Source organism: Haloparvum alkalitolerans, assembly GCF_055381565.1.
On record NZ_AP043938.1, the window covers coordinates 834170 to 851821 of the forward strand.

Genomic DNA, 17652 nt, shown 5'->3' on the forward strand with positions numbered 1-17652 from the left:
GCCTCACCGCAGCGGCCCGGCGTCGTCGGAGCCGGCGGCGCCCTCGCTCGGAAGCACGCGCTGCCGGAGCGACGCCGGGCGACCGCCGGTCTGGATCACGTTGAACGCGGTCATCAGGTCCGTCCGCGAGACGAGTCCGACGAGGTTGCCGTTCGCGTCGATGACCGGCAGGCGCCCCACGCCGTGCTCCTGAAGCAGTCGGAGCGCCTCCATCGCGTCGGTGTCGGGCGTGACGCTCTTGATGTCCCGCTCCATGATCTCGGCCACCTCGTAGGCGTCCCGCTCCACCTCGCGGACCTCGCGGGCGTCCTCGAGCGTGACGAGGCCGACGAGGTCGTCGCCGTCCAGCACCGGGTAGCCGGTGTGGCGCTCGCGGAACATCCGGTCGACCAGCTCCGCGACGGTCGTCTCCTCGGAGACCACGTCCAGGTCCTCGCGGGGCGTCATCACGTCCGCGACCTGCACGTCCTGGAAGGCCGCCTTCAGCGTCGTCTGCTGGGCCTCGCCGGAGGCCGCGATGTAGATGAAGAAGGCCAGAAGCACCAGGAACAGGTTCGAGAACAGCCCGATGATGCCGAGCAGGAACGCGAACACCTTGCCGACCTCCGCGGCCTGCTGGGTCGCCTTCGCGTGCGGCTTGCCGCGCGCGAGCAGCGCGCGGAGCACGCGGCCGCCGTCCATCGGGAACGCCGGCAGCATGTTGAAGACGGCGAGCACCACGTTCAGGACGGCGAGATAGCCGAACACGAGAAGCAGCGGGTCGAGGCCCGCGGGCGTCGCGAGGAACAGCCCGTAACAGACCACGCCGACGCCGATGCTGGTGATCGGACCGGCGACCGCGATCCAGAACTCCTGTTTCCAGTCCTCGGGGAGTTCGGCGAAGTTGGCCATCCCGCCGAGGAGCCAGAGCGTGATGGAGTCGATGGCGTAGCCGTAGCGTATCGCCACCAGCGAGTGACCGAACTCGTGGACGAGCACGCCCGCGAACAGCCCCAGCGCGGACGCGAGCCCGATCAGCCACGGGGTCGTCCCCGCCTCCAGCGACGCGACGTCGATCCCCGCGCCCATCGTCTCGTTGACGACCGTCGCGATGGCCGCCACGTCCGAGCCGATCAGGTACGCGAACAGCGGCAACACAAGCAGGAACGTCCAGTTGAGCTTGATCGGAATGCCGAACAGGCGCCCGATCGTGATACCTCGCATGCCTCGCCATTGGCGGGCCGCGCTGATAAAGGCGGGGCGAGCGGTGCCGCGGCCGGCCGAAAAACCGTTCCCCGACGCGCCGCGGACCGGCGAACCGGCCTTATAAGTCCCGCCGGCCGCGAGGGGAGGTATGAGCGACACCGACGGCGACACCGACCCCGACGGCGACACCGACGGCGGCGCGGCACCGGAACCCGTCATCCGACGCGACGGCGAGATCGAGTACGAAGTGGTCGGCGCGGCCGACGGCATGGGGAAGGGCGTCCTGATCGGCGAGGAGCACGGCGCGCCGAACTTCGCGCTCCGGAAGTTCCTGATCGAACCGGACGGCACCGTCCCGCGCCACACCAACGAGGTCGAGCACATCCAGTACGTGCTGGCGGGCGACTACGTGGTGGGTATCGGCGACGAGGAGCACCGCGTCGGCCCGGGCGACTCCCTGCTGATCCCCGCGGGCGTCGAGCACTGGTACGAGAACGACGGCACGACGCGGGCCGCGTTCCTCTGTACGGTGCCCCACGGCGACGACGCCATCGAACTCGTGGAGGAGTGATCGGGGGACCGCGATGACGGGGGAGACGAGGACGCGCGGGGCGCGACCGTGACCCCGGCCGACGCCGAGGCGAAGGCACGGGCGTACTACGACGCCATCGACGCCGGCGACTACGACCGCCTCGCGGCCCTGCTTCGCCCGGAGTTCGTCCACTACCGGCCGGACCGGACCCTCGAGGGGCGAAGCGCCTTCGTCCGGTTCATGCGCGACGAGCGTCCGATGACCGACACCACGCACGCGGTCGACGGCGTCTACCCCGAGGGGATCGGCGTCGCGGTACGGGGGCGGCTCCGCGGCCCCGACGGCGAGGACCTGTTCGCCTTCGTCGACGTGTTCGGCTTCGAGGACGGCGCGGTCGCGGCGCTGGAGACGTACACCGAGACGCTCGACGACTGACGGTTGTGCAACCCTTCGAGACCGGAAGCGCTGCTGTACAGCACGTACCTGGCGGTCGGCGCGCGCGAGAAACGCGCGCGAGGGAGGTCGCGGGCCGGCCGCCTGCGGTGTCTCCAGCGCGCTACTGCACGCTGGAGGCCAGCGGGACGCGGGTTGTCCCGCGCTGCGGTTTCGCGGCCGGCCCGCGGCCGAGGTTGGGGAGGTGCGAGGCCTACGGTGCGGAGCGGGGCGAGGTGGGACTGAAAGGGGCAGCCGGCTCGACCCGGCCCCGGCGCCTCAAGCACCGCAGCGAGCTGTGCGGGGAGCGAGGAGCGCAGAGCGTGCCGCGGCCGGTCGAGCCAGCTGGGGCTTTCTGGGTGGTGCTGTCCAGATCGGCAGGAGCTACGACAGAAACAGAAACGTCGTCCAGAGAGCCGGCTGGGGCTTTCTGGATGTTGCTGTCCCGAACAGCAGGATCAGTAGCAGACACAGAAAACGCGTCGTCGGGAGAGCCGGCTGGGGCGTTCTGGGTGTTGCCGTCCCGATCAGCAGGATCCGCAACTGAGACAGAACAATCGCCGTCCAAAGAGCCAGCAACCGAGACGGAAACCTCCCCAACCCCGTCCACGCCCGAACGCAATCCTTACCGCCGCCCCTCACCGACTGCGTCCATGCGCGAGCAGTTCGAAGTCCGGAACCACGACGGGATGGGCCGGCTCGGCCGGCTGGAGGTCCCGCGGGCGGACCAGACCGTCGAGACGCCCGCCCTCCTGCCCGTCGTCAACCCGAACGTGCTCACGATCGAACCGCGGCGGCTCCGCGAGGAGTTCGGCGCGGAGATCCTCATCACCAACTCCTACATCATCAGGAACACCGACCGCGTTCGCGAGCGTGCGCTGGAGGAGGGGCTCCACGAGCTGCTCGGCTTCGACGGCGCGATCATGACCGACTCCGGCTCCTTCCAGCTGGCGGAGTACGGCGACATCGACGTGACGACCGAGGAGATCCTCGAGTTCCAGCGCGCCATCGGCTCCGACATCGGGACGCCCGTCGACATCCCCACGCCGCCGGACGTCGACCGCGAGACCGCCGTCTCGGACCTGGCGGAGACGAAGGACGCGCTCGCGGAGGCGGAGACGGTCGACACCGGCGAGATGCTGGTCAACGCGCCCGTGCAGGGGTCGACGTATCCCGACCTGCGCGAGGAGGCGGGCAGCCACGCGGCCGCGACCGACCTGGACGTGTTCCCGGTCGGCGCGGTCGTGCCGATGATGAACGGCTACCGCTACGCGGACATGGTCGAGGCCGTGCTGGGCGCGAAGCGCGGGCTGGGCCCCGCCGCGCCGGTCCACCTGTTCGGCGCCGGCCACCCGATGATGCTGGCGCTGGCGGTCGCCTGTGGCTGCGACCTGTTCGACTCCGCGGCGTACGCGCTGATGGCCCGTGACGGCCGGTACCTCACCGTCTCCGGTACCGAGCAGCTGGAGGAGCTCCGCCACTTCCCCTGCTCGTGTCCGGTCTGTGCCGAGCACACGCCCGCTGACGTCCGCGGCGCGCCCGACGACGAGACGGAGCGCCTGCTCGCCGAGCACAACCTCCACGTCACCTTCGAGGAGATGCGGCGGATCAAGCAGGCCATCGCGTCGGGGAACCTCATGGAGCTCGTGGAGCGCCGCGCTCGCGGGCACCCCAGGATGCTCGACGGCTATCGGACCCTTCTGGACCACGCCGAGCAGGTGGAGGCCCACGACCCCGTCTCGAAGGGGAGCTTCTTCTACCTCTCGCGGGAGTCGGCCCGCCGGCCCGAGGTCGCGCGCTACCACGACCGGATCGAACGCCTGCCGGTCCCCGACAGCCTGCTGCTCACGCAATCGAAGGCGCCCTCGGACCACGACTTCGACGAGGCGTGGCGGGTGTGGCCGCCGTTCGGCCCCGCGCCCGCGGCGCTCTCGGAGACGTATCCCCTCACCGCGACCGTGCCCGAGCGCGCCGACCCGGACCTCCAGCGCGCGGCCGCGGCGGGCGTCGCCCGACTCGTCGCCGCCAATCCCGAGGCCGACGTGACCCTCGCCCACGACGACTGGGACGAGCGCGCGCTCGCGGCCGTCCCGGACGCGGTGACGCTGGAGAACCTCGCCGAGTTGCACCGATAGCGAAGCGCGAACGCAACGCAATTGACCGTCCGCCGTCGAGAACGGGTATGACCGACCACTTCGAGGTCCACGAGCGCGACGGCGCCGCCCGACTGGGCGAGTTGCGCCTCGCGGACCCGGTGACGACGCCGGCGCTCGCGGACCCCTTCCTCGCGGACGCGGGCAGCCTCTGGGCCGCCGAGCAGGAGGTTCCCGACGGCGACGACGACGCGCTGACCGTCCTCCCGCATCGCGCGTTCCCCGCCGGCACCCGCGACCCCGTCAAGGAGTCGTTCCGGGTCGACGGCCCGGACGTGGACTACCCCAGCGCCGCGGTCGTGGCCGCGGACGACGCCCGCGACGTGGGCGCCGACGCCTACCTCCTCTCGGACGCCGAGGGGTTCGTCGGCCACGCCGCGGCGTTCGTCGAGGCGATCGTCGACGTGCGCGAGACGCTCCCCACCGACACCGCCGTCTTTCTGTCCGGCGTCGCCACGCCGCGCAACGCCGCGACGCTCGTCTACGCGGGCGTCGACCTGCTGGACGCGACGAAGGCCCGCGCGAGGGGACTGGAGGGGATGTACCTCACCGACGAGGGCGAGTACTTCCTGGAAGACCTCGAGGGACTCCCCTGTGCCTGTCCGGCCTGTGCGACGCCGCGGGAGGCGTTCGACCGCGCCGACTGCGCCGCGCACAACGTCAACGCCCTGAAGGCCGAACTGCGCCGGATCAGACACCGGATCCGCGAGGGGCGGCTCCGCGACTACGTCGAGGGACAGGCCCGCCACGACCAGTGGCTCACCGCGACGATGCGCCGGCTGGACGACCAGTGGGCGTACCTGGAGGAGCGGACGCCGCTCATCCGCGATTCGGAGCTGACGGCCGCGACGGAGGACACCCTCTCGCGCGTCGAGATCCAGCGCTTCGCGGACCGCGTCACCAGCCGCTACCGCAGCCGGCTGACGGACCACCCGCTCGTGCTGGTCCCCTGCTCGGCGACGAAGCCCTACTCCGACTCCCAGAGCCACCGCCAGTTCCACGACGCCATCCAGTGGCGCGGCCACGTCGCCTCCATGACCTCGCCCATCGGCGTCGTCCCGCAGGAGCTGGAGACGACCTACCCCGCCCAGCACTACGACAGCGTCGTCACGGGCGACTGGTCCGGCGACGAGATCGAGTTCGTCGCGGAGGTGCTCCGGCGCTACCTCGAGCGCAACGACTACCCGCGCGTGATCGCGCACGTCCCGGAGGACGGCTACCGCGAGATCTGCGAGCGCGTCGCCGCCGAAGTGGACACCCCCTTCGAGTACACCTGCGTCGACCACCCCACGACGGACGAGTCGCTCGGCGAGCTCAACGCCGCGCTGCAGGGCGAGGAGGCCTACCGCAAGCGCGAGCGCGAGCACGCCACCGTCCGCGCGATGGCGGACTACCAGCTCGGCGACGGCGCCGGCGACGCGCTGTTCCCCGCGGACCTGCGGACGACCGGCCGCTACCCCAAGCTCCAGTCGTGGACCGACGGCGTCGGCGACGACGGCACCCAACTCGCCACCATGGTCCCGCAGTACGGCGTCCTCTCGTTCACGCTCGCGGGCGGGAAGCGCTGGGTGGAGAGCGACGCCCCCACCAAGCGCGTCGAGATCGACGGCTTCGTCCCCCGCGGCTCGGTGCTCGCGCCCGGCGTCCTCGACGCGAGCGACGACATCAGGCCCGGCGACGAGGTCGTCGTCGAGGGCCCGAAGGCGTTCGCGGTCGGCCGCGCGTCCATGAGCGGCCCCGAAATGGTCGACTCCTCGCGCGGCATCGCGGTCGAGATCCGGCACTCCGAGGAGAAGTAGGGGAGCGCGGTCGGCGGAATTTCTGAGAGGGCGGGAGTCGTTCGCCGCTCGTCGAGTTCTCCGAAACCTGACGGTTCGTTCGGAGCCAGTCCGCCGCGTTCGCTAATCCGAGCCACCATCTAGACTGGCCAGGTCGGAAGCGAGGGCGTCCCGTTGTCCCAGCGAACCGCCTCTGCCAGCGCTGGCAACTGCTGAAGTCGGTCATCGAGGACCGCGAGTGGATGCTCATCGAGAAACGCCGCGCTGTGCCGATCGACCGGCGTGTCGTCGTAGTTGAGTTGGACGTGGCAGGGCCCGAGATCCGGATGGTCGGCGTCCTGGTGGAACCCGAGCATCAGGTTTCGGTCCGGCTCGACCCAGTTGATGCGGTAGTACTCGTGGTCGACGCCGGCGGGGTACCAGAAGCGGATCTCCAGTCGTGCGGCCGCCGCGTCGTACGCGTCACTCAGGAACGTCGTCGGATCGACATCCGCGATGACGTACCGGGGCCGCCGTCGGGACGGGCGATACTGCACCGTCTCACACCCGGCCTGCCTCGTCAATCGGTCGTGGACGTCGCGGAGAAGGGTCCGCTGCGTATAGCGGTCGCGACCGGCGAGGAAGATCATCGTGAGAGCGGAGGATTAGCTCGTGGCCCGGTCAGCCACGTCGGTCAGTCGTTCGCGAGCGGCTTCGACGTCGGAGTAGAGTTCCAGCGCGTGCTTGATGAGGCGACGATCCGCCTCGTTCTCGCGCCAGAACGCGATGACGTCGCGGCGGTCGCGAAGCTCGGCACTCGCGAGGTCCCCGTCGGCGAGCGACTGTTCGAGCTCCTCCCACGTCTCGACGTCGTAGGTCGCCTGCCATTCCTCGATCTCCTCGGTGATCGCCGCCAGTTCGCTCCGGAGATCCTCGCGCGTGTTCTCCTCGATGAGCGTGCGGATCTCCTCGAAGAGCAGTCGCGTGTAGTCCGGCTGGTAGCGCGTCGTCTCGCCGGCTTCGACGCGGCGCAACTGGCCCTGCTCGACGAGGGATTGGAGCTCCTCGTTGGTCGTGCTCCAGGCGGCGTCGGCCTGCTCGCTGACCCAGTTGATCGACCGCGGTTCGCGGAGCGTCTCGGCGACCGCTCGAATGCGTTCGCGGGCGCTCATCGACTCGGTCCACGATCGGACCCCATCTTCCGAGGGTTCGGACATGCGTGGCACCTCTTGGAACGATGTTGGTGTCCTACTCGCATATATGTTTGTGGACCCTTGCATAATCGAGAGAAAGCTGCGAGTAGAGGCGTCCGGAGGTCGAAAGGGGATACAGATGGAAGCTAGCCGGTCGCCAACGCCTACCCCTGCCGCGCCACCTCGTGCCGCCCGAAGCCGTACCGCAGACGGTTCGCGAGCCGGCGCGAGAAGCGGCCGTCGTTCCGCGAGTCGAACCGCTCCGCGAGCGCCTGGTAGATGAGCGGCACGGGAACCTCCTGTTCGAGCGCCTCCTCGACGGTCCAGGTGCCGGTGGAGCCGCCCGCGACGTGGTCGGCCACGTCGCCGAGGTCGGATCCCTCCTCCGCGAACGCCTCCTCGCAGAGTTCGAGGAGCCACGACCGGATGACCGCGCCGTTGTTCCACGTCCGCGCGACCGACTCCATGTCGAGGTCGTAGCGGCCGTCGTGGAGCAGTTCGAACCCCTCGCCGTACGCCTGCATCAGCGCGTACTCGACGCCGTTGTGGACCATCTTCACGTAGTGCCCCGCGCCGGACGCGCCCATGCGGTCGTGGCCGTCCGGGCCGGTCGCGACCGCGTCGAAGACGGGCGTCATCGCCTCGTAGGCCCACTCGGGACCGCCGACCATCAGCGAGAAGCCCGCCTCGGCGCTGGCCGGGCCGCCGGAGGTGCCGCAGTCGAGGTACGCCGCCTCGGTCGCCTCCGCGCGGCGGACCGATTCCTCGAAGTGGGAGTTGCCGCCGTCGACGACCACGTCCGCGTCCGTGAGGTGCGGATCGAGATCCGCGAGCGTCCCGTCCACGGGGTCGCCCGCGGGGACCATCAGCCAGATCCGCTTGCCGTCATCGCCGCTCCCCTCGTCCAGTCGGTCACACAGATCCTCGACCGAGTCGGCCGGGTCCGCGCCCCGCTCGGCCGCCTCCGCGGTCGCCTCCGCGGAGAGGTCGAACGCGACGACCTCGTGGCCGGCGTCGAGCGAGCGGTTCACCACGATCTGGCCCATGCGGCCGAGTCCGATGACGCCCAGTTGCATACGCGAGCGGTCGGCGTGCCCCGAGGTAGTGGTTCCGGTTCGGGGGAGCGACGGGAGGACTCCGGCGTGAACTCGACGCTTTCACCCGCGAAACCGCCGACAGAAATCGCCCGCGCGGACCGCGCTTCTCCGGCCGAGGCGCCTATCCGCTCCGCTCGTAGCGGTTGCGGACGACGATCGCGGTCGCGTTCATCGTGACGAGGACGATCAACAGCGTCACCACGCCGGCCGCGACGACGCCGTACCGGAACTCGGCCTGCGGGAAGTTCGCCCACGCGTAGATCTGCATCGGCATCGCGCTGAGCTTACTGAACAGGCTGTCGGGAGCGCTGAACACGGTCGTCGCGGCGCCGATCATGATGAGCGGCGCGGTCTCGCCGATGGCGCGTCCGAGCGCGAGGATGGTCCCGGTCAGGATTCCGGGCAGCGCCTCCGGGAGCACGACGTTCTTCGTCGTCTGCCACCGCGTCGCGCCCATCGCGTCCGAGCCCTGCCGGAGCTCGTCCGGCACCGCGCGGATCGCCTCCTGTGCGGAGATGACGGTGATCGGGAGGATCAGCAGCGACAGCGTGAGCGACGCCGTCACCGCGGTCCCGTAGCCGAATCCGAGCAGGTTCGCGAACAGCCCGAGCCCGAGCAGTCCGTAGACGACGGAGGGAACGGCGGCGAGGTTGGCGATGTTGACCTGGATCAGGCGGGTGAGAACACCGATAGCGCCCGTCTCGGCCGTGTACTCCTCGAGGAACACCGCGGTGCCCACTCCGAGCGCGAACGACAGGAGCGCGACCAGCGCGATGATGATGACGGATCCGACGATCGCCGGGTAGAGGCCGGCGTCCTCGGGCGTCCGGGAGGGCGCCTCGGTCACGTAGCCCGGGTCGAGCCACGGGTCCGGCGCGGGGAGCCCGAGCGTCTGGACGATGAGGGCGCCGACGAGCGTCCCGCCGACCAGCAGCGCCGGCAGGGCCAGCCCCGCGATCCCCTCACCGGCCGCGATCCGGCGGTCGAGGGACGCGAGCGTCGGAACCGCGGTGGTGACGGTGACGAGCAGGGCGGTCTCCGGCGCGGTGCCGACCGTCCCGGCGCCCAGGCCGGCCGCCAGCCCGGCACCCAGCGAGCCGAGACCGACCGCGGCCGCGGCACGGGGCCGACCACGGCGGGCGACGAGCAGCGCGCCGGCCGCCGACAGCGGGACGGCGATCGTCCACACGAACAGCGGGAAGTCCGTCGGATAGGTGTCGATCACGGGCCGGAGCGCCGCCGCGAGGACGACGCCGACCACGGCGACGGGGACCGCGAACGTCTCGAGTCTGGGACGGTCACGGACCCGACCGAGGCCGTACAGCGCCGCACCGGGGACCACGCCGATCGTGTACGCGAGGAACCAGAGCCGGGCGTCGAACACCAGAAACAGGATGCCGATGACCAGCCCGAGCGCCGCGCCGCCGACCACGCGGCCGATCAGCCCGAACCCGACCGCCCCGACCGGCTCCCGACTCGCCGCGAGCGTGAGGATCGCCGCCACGGGCGCGACGACGACGAACAGATACCCGAGTTGCCACGAGAGCCGCGGTATCGGGGCGACGAGCGCCTCGAAGGCGGTGAACGCGGCCGCGACAGCGACGAGACCGCCGCCGAGCGCGACCAGCGCCTTCCGCGTCAGATCGGGGTCGTTCGCGGCGTACAGACAGAAGCCGACGTACGGGAGCACGAGCGCGAGGAAGTAGGTGAGGAGCCACGCCGGACTGGCGTTCGCGAGGTCGAACGCGTCGACGGCGACGTACACCAGAAGCACCGCGAGCGCGACGAGTCCGACCACGGAGGCGCCCAACGAGAGGTACTCGAAAGCGATCCCCTTGATGCGGCTGACCTCCCCGAAGTCGACCTCGTCGGCCGCGTTGCGGGGACCGCCGGCGTCGTCGGTGGCGCCCGCGTCGGACGCGGTGTCGTTCGTCGCCATTCAGTACTCCTCCCGATAGCGGTTGGCGATCCGGTCGCTGATAACGTTCATGATGAGGGTGAGAACGAACAGTGCGAACCCGAGTGCGAACATCGAGCGGTACGGCAGCGACCCGCCGACGAGGTCGCCGTTGGCGATCTGGACCATCGCGACGGTGATCGTCATGCCCGGTTCCAACAGGACGTCGCCCGGGGTGACGTAGGGGATGCCCATCAGCCCCGTCCGGACCGACGGGAGGTTCGCCTGTGCGCCCATCGCGACCACGACCACCATCGTCTCGCCGATGGCGCGCGAGACGGCGAGGATGTACGAGGAGGCGATCCCCGAGATGGACGCCGGGACGACGATGCCCGTCGAGACTTCGAACTTCGTCGCGCCGAGGCCGTAGCCGGCCTGTCGGAGTTCGTCGGGCACCGCGCTCATGGCGTCCTCGCTGATCGACGAGACCATCGGGATGGTCATGATGCCGATCATCAGCGAGGCGGACAGCGCGTTGAACGTGCTGATCTCCGGGAAGAGCGTCGCCTTCAGCGCCGGCGTCACGTAGACGAGCGCGAAGTAGCCGTACACGACCGTCGGAACGCCGGCGAGGACCTCGAGGAGCGGCTTCAGGATCGACCGCACGCGCGGGGTTGCGTACTCGCTGAGGTAGATGGCGGTGAGCGTGCCGATGGGGATCGCGACGAACGCGGCCGTGATCGTCACCACCAGCGTCCCGACCAGAAGCGGGATCAGGCCGAACGCCAGCGACCCGCCTCGCGGGTTGGGCGACCAGTTCACTCCGGTCAGGAAGTCGACGACCGGTACCTCCGAGAAGAACACCACTGCGTCGGATAGGAGCGTGGCGAAGATGGCGACCGTGGTCAAAAGCGTGAGCACGGCACACACCGCAAAGAGGCCGCCGTAGGCGCTCTCCCGGACCCGCTTCGCGCCGCTCGCCCGCGACAGGTCGGGGGCGTCCGCGTCGCCGCTCACGCGGGATCACTCCGCGAGGGTGGGCGGGGCCCCGAGGGGGCTGTTCTCGGCGTCGACTCCGGGTCCGTCGTCGGCCGGTGCGTCGGTCGGCACATGGGGCTCTCAGTTGTTTGCTTCTTCGATGGCAGACTCAAGCTTTTCCATCTGCTGCTCCTTCGTCTCCTGCGTGCTCGGCACGTAGCCCACGTCGCCGGCGACGAGCTCCTCGTTGGTCGTCTGCTCGAGGAAGTAGCGCGCGAACTCCGCGACGTGGTCGTTCCCGAGCGACTCGACCGAGGGGTAGGTGTACAGGCTACGCGAGAGCGGCTGGTACTCGCCCGAGGAGGCCGTCTCCAGGCTCGGCTCGACGCAGCCGTCGCCGTCGTCGATGCCCAGCGCCTTCACCTGGTCGGGGTTCTGGTAGTAGTACGAGAAGCCGAAGTAGCCGATGGCGTACTCGCTGCCCTGGACCCCCTGCACGATGGTGTTGTCCTGCTCGGTCGCCTGGTAGTCGTCGGTGTGGCCGCGCTCCTCGCCCTGCACGTTCTCGACGAAGTAGTCGAAGGTCCCGGAGGTGTCGGCCGCGCCGTAGCGCTCGATCTCCTCGTTCGGGAACTCGTCGCGGACCTCGTCCCACGTCTCGGCCGCGTCTGACTCCCAGATCTGCGCGAGCTCCTCGACGGTCAGACAGTCCACGAAGTCGGCCTCGTTGTTCACGATGACCGTGAGCGCGTCCGTCGCCGCGACCAGTTCGATGTACTCCACGCCGTTGTCGGCGCACAGCTCCTCCTCCTCCTCGGCGATCTCGCGGCTCGCGTTGTTGAAGTCGGTCTCGCCGACGCAGAAGTGGTTCTGGAAGCCGCCGCCGGAGCCGGTCGAGCTGATGTCGATGCTGACCCCGTCGTGTTCGGACGCGAAGTCCTCCGCGATGGCGCTCATCAGCGGGAAGACCGTGCTCGACCCGGCGATGTTGATGTCGCCCGAGAGCCCGTCGTTCCCGCCGCCGTTGCCGTCTTCCTCGGTCGTACAGCCCGCAAGCCCCGCGGTCGCGGCCGCGCCGGCCGCCGCGACGAAGTTCCGCCGGGTTCCCCACGTCCGCTTCGTGTCGTCGGTGTTGTCGACCATCACCCGTAACGAACGCTGGTTCGGGTATGAAGGCTACTATGAGTGCTACCGACCGTTCAGACCAGTATATATCCCTATATCCTCTATATAGACAGATGCAGAACGGACGGGGTATTCGTCAAAACGCCAGAAAAACGAGGTTTCAGGGATTCAGATGCTCTGTGGGAACTGTTGTCATTCGATAGTCGATCTCTGATGGAACCGAAGACCACCACTTCTGACGTGTCGCCTCTCGACTATATATCCCTCCTCGCGGGACGGGACCGCGGCCGGCGGAGCGCCGGGGTTTAGGTCGCGGGAGGCGGAGCGTCGGGCATGGACGAACGCGTCCGCGAGCACGCCGAGGTGCTCGTCGACTGGAGTGCGCGGATCGAGGCGGGCGACGACGTGGTGCTCGACGTGGCCGAGGACGCCCACGAGCTCGGCGTCGCGGTCGCGGAGAAACTGGGCGAGCGCGGGGCCAACGTCGTTCCCACCTACGGCTCCGACGAGGTGACGCGGGCGTACCTCCGCGGACACGGCGGCGAGTTCGACGAGGACCCGGCCCACGAACTCGCGCTCTACGAGCGGGCGGATTCGGTGCTCCGGATCGGCGGCGGTCGGAACACGACCGCGACCGCGGACGTGCCGAGCGAGACGCGCCGCGCCTACCGGACCGCCCGACAGGGCGTCCGCGAGGCCCGGATGGACACCGACTGGGTCTCGACGGTCCACCCGACCCGGAGCCTCGCACAGCAGGCCGGCATGGCCTACGAGGAGTACCAGGCGTTCGTCTACGACGCCGTCCTCCGCGACTGGGAGGCGCTGGCCGACGAGATGGCGACGATGAAGGACCTGCTCGACGCCGGCGAGGAGGTCCGGATCGTCGTCGACCGCGACGACCGGCCGAAGACGGACGTGACGATGTCGATCGACGGCCGAACGGTGGTCAACTCCGCGGCGTCGGTCGCGTACGACTCCCACAACCTCCCCTCCGGCGAGGTGTTCACCGCGCCGTACGCCACGGAGGGGCAGGCGTTCTTCGACGTGCCGATGACGATCAACGCGACCCGCGTCCGGGACGTGCGTCTGACCTTCGAGGACGGCGAGGTGGTCGACTTCGCGGCCGAGACCGGCGAGGAGGAACTCGCCGCCATCCTCGACACCGACGCGGGCGCGCGCCGCCTCGGCGAACTCGGCATCGGGATGAACCGCGGCATCGACCGGTTCACGGACTCGATCCTCTTCGACGAGAAGATGGGCGACACGATCCACCTCGCGGTCGGTCGCGCCTACGACGCGTGCCTGCCCGCGGGCGAGTCGGGCAACGACTCCGCGGTCCACGTCGACATGATCGCGGACGTGAGCGAGTCGTCGTTCATCGCGGTCGACGGCGAGGTCGTCCAGCGGAACGGCACGTTCCGGTGGGAGGACGGGTTCGAGGGATAGGGACACGAGTTCGCGGTGTGTGACCGCCCGCATTTCCGCCCTCCTCCGCCGTACCTGTGGGGCACGTCACTATCCGGTTCCCGACCGGCTCACTCCACCCTGACCGTTCGCGACGCGCGAACCGGCATCAGGGGGAGGTCGGGGAACGTCGTCTCCACGACGAACTCCAACTCGTCCGCGGTCGGGGTGCCGAACACGCCGACGGGGACCGCCGTCCGCCCGTCGAGGTACGTCGTCGTCTCGTTCATCTCCACGTCGTTGACGGTCACGCGGACGCCGACGCGCGCGCCGCCGCCGCGGTTCCGCACCGTCACCTCGACCATCTCGTTCTCGCCGACGGCGACCGTCTCCGGGAACTCCCCCCAGTCCACGTCGATCCGGGGGAGTTCCGCCGCGGCCTCGACGATCCGGCTGGCGACGCCCTCGGCCATCCCCGCGGCCTCGAGCGCGTCGGCGCCGGCGTCCGCGACCGCCGCGGGCGAGGCGAAGCCGGCGTCCGCCAGCGTCTCCGCCCGCCCGGCGCCCACGCCGTCGATGGCGGTGAGCGCGACCGCGTTGCGGGAGACGCCGTGCTCGACGCGGGCCTCCACGCGCGTCCCGAGGTTGGCGGCGCGGGGGCCGGCGAAGGCGTCGAGGAACTCCCGGAGCGCGGCGAGCAGGCGGAGCGCGTTCCGCCGGATCACCCACGCGTCCGAGCGCAGGTCCGAGGGGACCGAGTCGACCGTCGACGCGTGGAGGATGGCCAGCACCTTGCGGTGACCGTTCTCCAGGTCGGTGTCGACGCCCGCGGCCGAGAGCGCGCGGTCGACCGCGTCCGCCTCCGCGGACCGCGCCGAGACGGAGTCGAACTCGTCGGCGGCCGCGACCGCCTCGAGGATCGCGTCGGCCGTGACCGCGTCGCAGTCGGCCAGTTCGCGGAACCGCTCGGCGGTGTCGAGTCGGAGGTAGTACTTCGAGGCGAGCCGGCCGAGCTTCGAGGGGGAGATCCCGAGGTTCTCGTCGGTCTCCGCGAAGCCGGCGTCGACCAGCGCCTCGACCGTCTCCCGCACGCGCTCGCGGACCGCCTCGAAGTCGTACGCCTCGGGCTCCGACCGCGCGCGAACGTAGTAGAAGGTGGTCTCCAGCCACCCCATCACGTCGTCGAGCCCGCGGATCGTCCCCATCGCGATCTCCGCGTTGAGGTGCGCGTCGAGCTCCTCGGCGAGCCGCGACTCGATCTCCTTCCCCTCCGAGAGCAGGCTCCGGTACTTGTCGGCGTCCGAATGGTCACACACCACCCAGCCGTACCCGACGTCGTCGTAGCCGGGGCGGCCGGCGCGGCCGAGCATCTGGACCACGTCGATCGGCGAGATGTCCGTCTCGCCCTCCAGCGGGTCGTGGTACTTCGTGTCCCGGATCACCACACAGCGGGCGGGGAGGTTGACGCCCCACGCCAGCGTCGAGGTCGAGAACAGGATGTCGATCTTCCCCTGTTTGAACCACTCCTCGACGCGGTCGCGGTCCTCCTTGCCCAGCCCGGCGTGGTGGAAGCCGACGCCGTCGAGCACCGACTGCCGGAGCGTGTCGTTCGACAGCTCCGTCGCGTCGTTGTGGAACTCGTAGTCGCCGCGGGCGCCGACCGGCACGTCGCGCTCGGTCAGCTCGTCGCGGGTCTTCTTGGCCGCCTGCACCGTGTCCTGTCGGGAGGAGACGAACACGAGCGCCTGCCCGTCCTCGCGGACGTGGGGGATCGCGAGGTCGAGCGCGCGGTAGAGTCGGCGGTACTTGTCGGCGAACGCGTTCGCGCCGTGACTGTACGTCTTCACGCCGGTCTCCAGGTCTACGGGCCGGTACTCGTCCCCGAAGGCGTAGGTCGTCTCGGGCGGCGCGTCGAGCCACTCCGCCACGTCCTCGATGTTCGGCATCGTCGCGGAGAGCGCGACGATCCGGGGGTCTCGGAGCCGGCGGAGCCGCGAGACGACGACCTCCAGCACCGCACCGCGGCGGTCCGAGTCGAGCAGGTGGACCTCGTCGATGACGACGCAGTCGACCGCGTTGATGAAGTCGTAGCGCGCGGAGTCGTGCTTCCGCGTCGCGGAGTCGGCCTTCTCGGGCGTCATCACGAGGATGTCCGCGCGCTCGGCGCGGCGCGGGTTGAGGTCCCGCTCGCCGGTCACGACGTAGACGGAGTAGCCCAACTCCTCGAAGCGGTCCCACTCCGCCTCCTTCTCGTTCGTGAGCGCGCGCATCGGCGCGATGAACAGCGCCGTGCCGCCCTCCCGCAGCGTCTTGCAGATCGCCAGCTCCGCGAGCGCGGTCTTGCCGGCGCCGGTCGGCGCGGCCGCGACCACGTTCCCGTCCGTCTCGAGGATGCCGGGCAGCGCCTCCCGCTGCATCTCGTTGAACTCCTCGAAGCCGAACGCGTCCGCGAACTCGGGCAGCGCCTCGGCCACCCGCGTCGGCACCTCGCCCTCCGGAGACCTGCCATGCATTACCACAAACCGGGCGCCTCGGGGGGAAAGGCGTTTCTCAATCGGTCGCCAACGCCGGCGCATGCCCAGGTGGCTCCACAGCGGACGCCGGCGCGACATCTGCGCGCTGGTCCACGAGGCGGGCGAGATCCGCGCGCAAGCGCTCAAGAGTCGCCTCGCCGAGCACGCGGACGAGCGCGTGGACCCGCGGACGTTCAGGCAGACGCTCGACGCGCTGGAGAACAGGGGGTTCCTCGCCGCGCGCGTCGACGGCATCGCGGACGTGTACCGCCTCACCGACGAAGGAGAAAAGCGGCTGCTCGACCACTACGAGTGGCTGACGGAACGGATCGAGAACGCGGCGGCCGAGGACTGAGCGCCATCCACAACCGCAGTGAGGGACCGACCCAGCGTCGACGGCTGTCCGTTCAGTGATCGGTGCGGTCGGCGCGCGCGAGGAACGCGCGCGAGGGAGGTCGCGGGCGGGGCGCGCTGCGGTGCGTTGTGGTTTCCGCGCCCCGCCCGCGGCCGAGGCTGGGGAGGTGCGAGGCTGCGGTGCGGTTGCGGTGGGTGAGACTGAACGGGGCAGTCGGCTTTCGAGGTGGTGCTGTCCCGAACAGCAGAGTCCGCGACAGACACGGAACACCCGCAAGAGGGAGCCGACTGGAACGTCCGAACCGAACGACGCCCCCGCGATCGGACCGCCCTCGTCACCACACCCTACGAAAAGTCCCGCGAGCGGCCGCGAGACACGATCAATCGTCCGCGGCGGCCGCCGGGTCGCCGTGGGTGACCTCGTCGCCGAGCAGGTCCATGAACGCCGCGAGCCACTCGGGGTGGTCGGGCCACGCCTGGCCGGTCACGAGGTTCCGGTCGCGGACGACGCCGTCGACCCACGAGCAGCCGGCGGCCTCGACCTCCGCGCGCACCGCCGGATAGGCGGTCATCTCGTACCCCTCCAGCACGCCCGCGGCCGCGAGGATCTGCGGGCCGTGACACAGCGACGCGACGGGCTTGTCCGCCTCGAAGAAGTGTCGGACCGCGTCGAGCACCGCGTCGTACGTCCGGAGGTACTCCGGCGCGCGGCCGCCGGGGACGACGAGCGCGTCGTAGTCCGCCGGGTCGACCTCGGCCATCGTCGCGGTCAACTCGAAGTCGTGGCCGCGCTCCTCGAGGTAGGTCTGGTCGCCCCGGAAGTCGTGAACCGCGGTCTTGACCGTCTCGCCCGCCTCCTTCTCGGGACAGACCGCGTCGACGCTGTGGCCCACCGCTTCGAGGGTCTGGTACGGGACCATGATCTCGTAGTCCTCGCCGAAGTCGCCGACGATCATCAGGATCTGCTTGGACATGGTAACACCGATCACACCTACGCGGAGCAGCGAGATAAAGTTTAAATTGAGGATCAAG

The 17652-nt window shown here is 70.0% G+C and carries 15 protein-coding genes; 6 read left to right on the forward strand and 9 right to left on the reverse strand.

The features are described from left to right. Positions 1 to 3: 3 nt before the first annotated feature. Positions 4 to 1203 carry a M50 family metallopeptidase gene (locus ACZ432_RS06630; protein ID WP_426963768.1) on the reverse strand — a complete coding sequence of 400 codons (1200 nt, stop codon included), beginning with the start codon at positions 1201 to 1203 and terminating at the stop codon, positions 4 to 6. Between the two features lie 130 nt (positions 1204 to 1333). Here ACZ432_RS06630 and ACZ432_RS06635 point away from each other — a divergent pair, with 130 nt between their 5' ends. From ACZ432_RS06635 to arcS, 4 genes are all read left to right on the forward strand, one after another. Next, positions 1334 to 1756 (forward strand): cupin domain-containing protein, encoded by a 423-nt coding sequence (locus ACZ432_RS06635; RefSeq protein WP_426963767.1) that lies wholly within the window; start codon positions 1334 to 1336, stop codon positions 1754 to 1756. A 48-nt stretch (positions 1757 to 1804) separates the two neighbouring features. Then, on the forward strand, positions 1805 to 2152 hold the full coding sequence (locus tag ACZ432_RS06640) for a nuclear transport factor 2 family protein (RefSeq protein WP_426963765.1): 348 nt from the start codon (positions 1805 to 1807) through the stop codon (positions 2150 to 2152). 650 nt (positions 2153 to 2802) lie between these two features. Further along, on the forward strand, positions 2803 to 4284 hold the full coding sequence (tgtA, locus tag ACZ432_RS06645) for a tRNA guanosine(15) transglycosylase TgtA (protein ID WP_426963764.1): 1482 nt from the start codon (positions 2803 to 2805) through the stop codon (positions 4282 to 4284). A gap of 47 nt (positions 4285 to 4331) precedes the next feature. Continuing rightward, complete coding sequence (gene arcS, locus ACZ432_RS06650) at positions 4332 to 6101, forward strand: archaeosine synthase subunit alpha (protein ID WP_426963763.1); 1770 nt, start codon at positions 4332 to 4334, stop codon at positions 6099 to 6101. 119 nt (positions 6102 to 6220) lie between these two features. Here the strand turns inward: arcS and ACZ432_RS06655 are convergent, their stop codons facing one another. The 6 genes from ACZ432_RS06655 to ACZ432_RS06680 form a co-directional block, all read right to left on the reverse strand. Then, positions 6221 to 6709 carry a hypothetical protein gene (locus ACZ432_RS06655; protein WP_426963762.1) on the reverse strand — a complete coding sequence of 163 codons (489 nt, stop codon included), beginning with the start codon at positions 6707 to 6709 and terminating at the stop codon, positions 6221 to 6223. Positions 6710 to 6724: 15 nt separating this feature from the next. Continuing rightward, the gene (locus ACZ432_RS06660; protein ID WP_426963760.1) at positions 6725 to 7276 is read right to left on the reverse strand and encodes a DUF7342 family protein; all 552 of its coding nucleotides are present in this window, start codon (positions 7274 to 7276) and stop codon (positions 6725 to 6727) included. Positions 7277 to 7416: 140 nt separating this feature from the next. Then, positions 7417 to 8328 carry a decarboxylating 6-phosphogluconate dehydrogenase gene (locus tag ACZ432_RS06665; RefSeq protein ID WP_426963759.1) on the reverse strand — a complete coding sequence of 304 codons (912 nt, stop codon included), beginning with the start codon at positions 8326 to 8328 and terminating at the stop codon, positions 7417 to 7419. A gap of 142 nt (positions 8329 to 8470) precedes the next feature. After that, positions 8471 to 10288: a phosphate ABC transporter permease PstA gene (gene pstA, locus ACZ432_RS06670; RefSeq protein WP_426963758.1), complete on the reverse strand. Its 1818-nt coding sequence runs from the start codon at positions 10286 to 10288 to the stop codon at positions 8471 to 8473. Further along, positions 10289 to 11263, reverse strand: coding sequence for a phosphate ABC transporter permease subunit PstC (gene pstC, locus ACZ432_RS06675; protein ID WP_426963757.1), 975 nt, complete (start codon positions 11261 to 11263; stop codon positions 10289 to 10291). Positions 11264 to 11365: 102 nt separating this feature from the next. Continuing rightward, entirely contained in the window at positions 11366 to 12367 is a 1002-nt protein-coding gene (locus tag ACZ432_RS06680; protein ID WP_426963756.1) for a PstS family phosphate ABC transporter substrate-binding protein, read from the reverse strand. Between the two features lie 315 nt (positions 12368 to 12682). Between ACZ432_RS06680 and ACZ432_RS06685 the strand changes: the two genes are divergently transcribed. After that, complete coding sequence (locus ACZ432_RS06685; protein WP_426963755.1) at positions 12683 to 13795, forward strand: aminopeptidase; 1113 nt, start codon at positions 12683 to 12685, stop codon at positions 13793 to 13795. 89 nt (positions 13796 to 13884) lie between these two features. On the opposite strand, the gene ACZ432_RS06690 is transcribed toward ACZ432_RS06685, so the two are convergent. Then, positions 13885 to 16266: a DEAD/DEAH box helicase gene (locus ACZ432_RS06690; protein ID WP_426963753.1), complete on the reverse strand. Its 2382-nt coding sequence runs from the start codon at positions 16264 to 16266 to the stop codon at positions 13885 to 13887. 61 nt (positions 16267 to 16327) lie between these two features. On the opposite strand from ACZ432_RS06690, the gene ACZ432_RS06695 reads away from it, so the two are divergent. Continuing rightward, the gene (locus ACZ432_RS06695; protein WP_426963752.1) at positions 16328 to 16621 is read left to right on the forward strand and encodes a PadR family transcriptional regulator; all 294 of its coding nucleotides are present in this window, start codon (positions 16328 to 16330) and stop codon (positions 16619 to 16621) included. A gap of 379 nt (positions 16622 to 17000) precedes the next feature. Here ACZ432_RS06695 and ACZ432_RS06700 read toward each other — a convergent pair whose 3' ends face one another. Next, positions 17001 to 17594 (reverse strand): DJ-1/PfpI family protein, encoded by a 594-nt coding sequence (locus ACZ432_RS06700; RefSeq protein ID WP_426963751.1) that lies wholly within the window; start codon positions 17592 to 17594, stop codon positions 17001 to 17003. Between the last annotated feature and the right edge of the window lie 58 nt (positions 17595 to 17652).

Excerpts from the sequence above, each read along its gene's own strand:
- ACZ432_RS06630 (WP_426963768.1), bottom strand. The coding sequence starts at position 1,203 with ATGCGAGGTATCACGATCGGGCGCCTGTTCGGCATTCCGATCAAGCTC.
- ACZ432_RS06635 (WP_426963767.1), top strand. The coding sequence starts at position 1,334 with ATGAGCGACACCGACGGCGACACCGACCCCGACGGCGACACCGACGGC.
- tgtA (WP_426963764.1), top strand. The coding sequence starts at position 2,803 with ATGCGCGAGCAGTTCGAAGTCCGGAACCACGACGGGATGGGCCGGCTC.
- arcS (WP_426963763.1), top strand. The coding sequence starts at position 4,332 with ATGACCGACCACTTCGAGGTCCACGAGCGCGACGGCGCCGCCCGACTG.
- ACZ432_RS06655 (WP_426963762.1), bottom strand. The coding sequence starts at position 6,709 with ATGATCTTCCTCGCCGGTCGCGACCGCTATACGCAGCGGACCCTTCTC.
- ACZ432_RS06660 (WP_426963760.1), bottom strand. The coding sequence starts at position 7,276 with ATGTCCGAACCCTCGGAAGATGGGGTCCGATCGTGGACCGAGTCGATG.
- ACZ432_RS06665 (WP_426963759.1), bottom strand. The coding sequence starts at position 8,328 with ATGCAACTGGGCGTCATCGGACTCGGCCGCATGGGCCAGATCGTGGTG.
- pstA (WP_426963758.1), bottom strand. The coding sequence starts at position 10,288 with ATGGCGACGAACGACACCGCGTCCGACGCGGGCGCCACCGACGACGCC.
- ACZ432_RS06680 (WP_426963756.1), bottom strand. The coding sequence starts at position 12,367 with ATGGTCGACAACACCGACGACACGAAGCGGACGTGGGGAACCCGGCGG.
- ACZ432_RS06685 (WP_426963755.1), top strand. The coding sequence starts at position 12,683 with ATGGACGAACGCGTCCGCGAGCACGCCGAGGTGCTCGTCGACTGGAGT.
- ACZ432_RS06690 (WP_426963753.1), bottom strand. The coding sequence starts at position 16,266 with ATGCATGGCAGGTCTCCGGAGGGCGAGGTGCCGACGCGGGTGGCCGAG.
- ACZ432_RS06695 (WP_426963752.1), top strand. The coding sequence starts at position 16,328 with ATGCCCAGGTGGCTCCACAGCGGACGCCGGCGCGACATCTGCGCGCTG.
- ACZ432_RS06700 (WP_426963751.1), bottom strand. The coding sequence starts at position 17,594 with ATGTCCAAGCAGATCCTGATGATCGTCGGCGACTTCGGCGAGGACTAC.